Origin of the sequence: Paramuribaculum intestinale (assembly GCF_003024925.1) — a bacterium.
Classification (GTDB): Bacteria; Bacteroidota; Bacteroidia; order Bacteroidales; family Muribaculaceae; genus Paramuribaculum; species Paramuribaculum intestinale.
This window is the reverse complement of sequence record NZ_PUED01000283.1, coordinates 1-2225: the sequence shown is the minus strand read 5'-3', so window position 1 is coordinate 2225 and position 2225 is coordinate 1. Positions and strand designations below refer to the sequence as shown.

Genomic DNA, 2225 nt, shown 5'->3' with positions numbered 1-2225 from the left:
CTCTTAATACTATAAGGGGCGACATCCGCTTTATAGAAACCACCTATCCTGACATTATTGTAAAGGAGACCCGTTCCGGTCGCAACAAGACATACGCTTATGAGAATCCGGATTCTTCTATATTCAAATTGCAATTTAATGATGAGGAGCTAAGCCAACTCTCGCAGTGTATGGCAATCCTCTCCCAATTTGAAGGTATGCCTCAAATGGACTGGCTTCAATCTTTTATGGATAGATTTAAATTGTCTCTCAATATTGAGAGCGATGGCAAACAAATCGTAGGTTTTGACTATAATCCATATTTGAAAGGGAGGCAGCATTTCGCATCTTTGCTGACAGCTATCAGTGAAAAGAGAGTGTTGTCACTTGAATATAAGAATTTCAAGCAAGAGAAAGTGGATACCATCATTGTTCATCCTTATTTCCTCAAAGAGTACAATAACCGATGGTTCTTATTGGGCTTCAACGAGGATAAACACAAAATTTCAAATTTCGCATTTGACCGAATCATATCTATCAACACTGTTTCTTTTCCCAAATATCGGGAAAATGAAGAAATCGACTTCAACCAAGAATATTTCGATGATATAATAGGTGTCTCACATACAAATGCCGAACAACAACCTATTATTATTAAGGTTGCCAAAGACACTTATCCCTATATAGAGACGAAGGCCCTTCATTGGAGCCAGTCTGTAGTCGACCGTGATGAAGATTCAGTAACTATAAAAATTAAGGTAGCCCCCAACTTTGAGTTAGAGCAATGCTTACTATCTTATGGCGAAGCAATTACAATAGAACAACCGGTCTCATTAAGAGAGAAAATTAAGGAAAGAATCAATAGAATGCGCAACAATTATGAATTGGTTCAAAATGATTGAACTATTTGTTTGTAATTTTGCAATCGAAAACCAATGTTGGTTTACATTAAAATATTTTGGTTATGACATTCGACTATTTTAAGCTCATAAACTCCATTACAATCGAACTCAAGTGCTCTTTAAGTGAGAGCATTAGACTAATTATGCTTTGTGCATATTGTATCCACCACGGATATAAGTCCATAGAAGATGGTGTTATGAATGACAATATAGCACACGCCATTTATCATAGATTGCACAATATATATAATATCTCTTTGGAAAAAGAGTCGCGGTTCTCTGAAATATTATATATGGAAATGGGTACTCAACTCAAAATTAATCAATATACAGAAGTAATTGAGACTCTTTTTGAACAATGGAATCTAATGGCAGGGAGAGGACAACGAGAATCAGGAATGCCCAAGGAAATAGCCCAATTATCTGCCCATTTGATGAAAGATTGGAAAGAGAAGGATATTTTCAACCCATATGCTGGATTTGCTTCATTTGGTATATTTTGTCCTAATACCTCATACCACGGGGAGGAGCTGAATATAGATGTTGCTACACTTGCCAAACTTCGTCTTGATGCTCACGGAATGTCAATAAATGATGTGGAGGTTGCTGATTCTACAAGATTTGAATGGTTAGGAGGGAATGTAATGGTAGCGATGCCTCCGTTTGCTGACAAATTAGTAGATAAGGCAAACTCTTTCGTAAATTTCTCGAATTTCAAGATTAATAATAGCCTTGAGTTTTTGATTGCTCAGTTTACAGCACTTCCCGGCCTCAGAAAAGCTATACTTGTTACACCGACTGCTTTTTCATATCAAATTGGCGGATATAAGATATTAAGAGAGGCATTATTGGATCAGAATCTCATAGATTCCGTCATAGAGTTACCATCCAATATTCTATATGGGACTTCTATTCCATGCAGTCTTTTGGTACTTAACAAAGACAAGTCCAATCAAGATGTAAAAATAGTTGATGCCAGAGAATGTTTTTATCAACACTCCAAATCTATAAGAATATTGGATATTAAAAAGTGTATTGAATCTATAACAAGCGAGCATACAACTCTCAATGTGTCAACATCAGATATATTGAAAGATAACGGGAATCTATCATATGACTTTTATAAAAGGTCGCAATTAGTATATCCTGACACCTACAAGAAATATTCACTCGATGATTTAATCTGTAGGGCCTTCGCCGATTCAAGACATGGCGATGAGAATGGTCGTGTAATTACCGTTTCAAATTTACCTTTCACACCATTTACAGGTGAAATTAAGATAGAGGATCTTGAAATCGCATCTGTCGCCGGACTTACGAAGATTTCGCATCCTTGTATCATTA

Annotated in this window: 2 protein-coding genes; both read left to right on the top strand. The window is 36.4% G+C overall.

Features of this window, described 5'->3' with window-relative positions; genetic code table 11:
* On the top strand, window positions 1–881 hold an 881-nt coding region (locus tag C5O24_RS12770; protein WP_107681936.1), incomplete at its 5' end, for a helix-turn-helix transcriptional regulator.
* 62 nt (window positions 882–943) lie between these two features.
* The coding region (locus tag C5O24_RS12765; protein ID WP_133165595.1) for an N-6 DNA methylase at window positions 944–2225 on the top strand (1282 nt) is incomplete at its 3' end.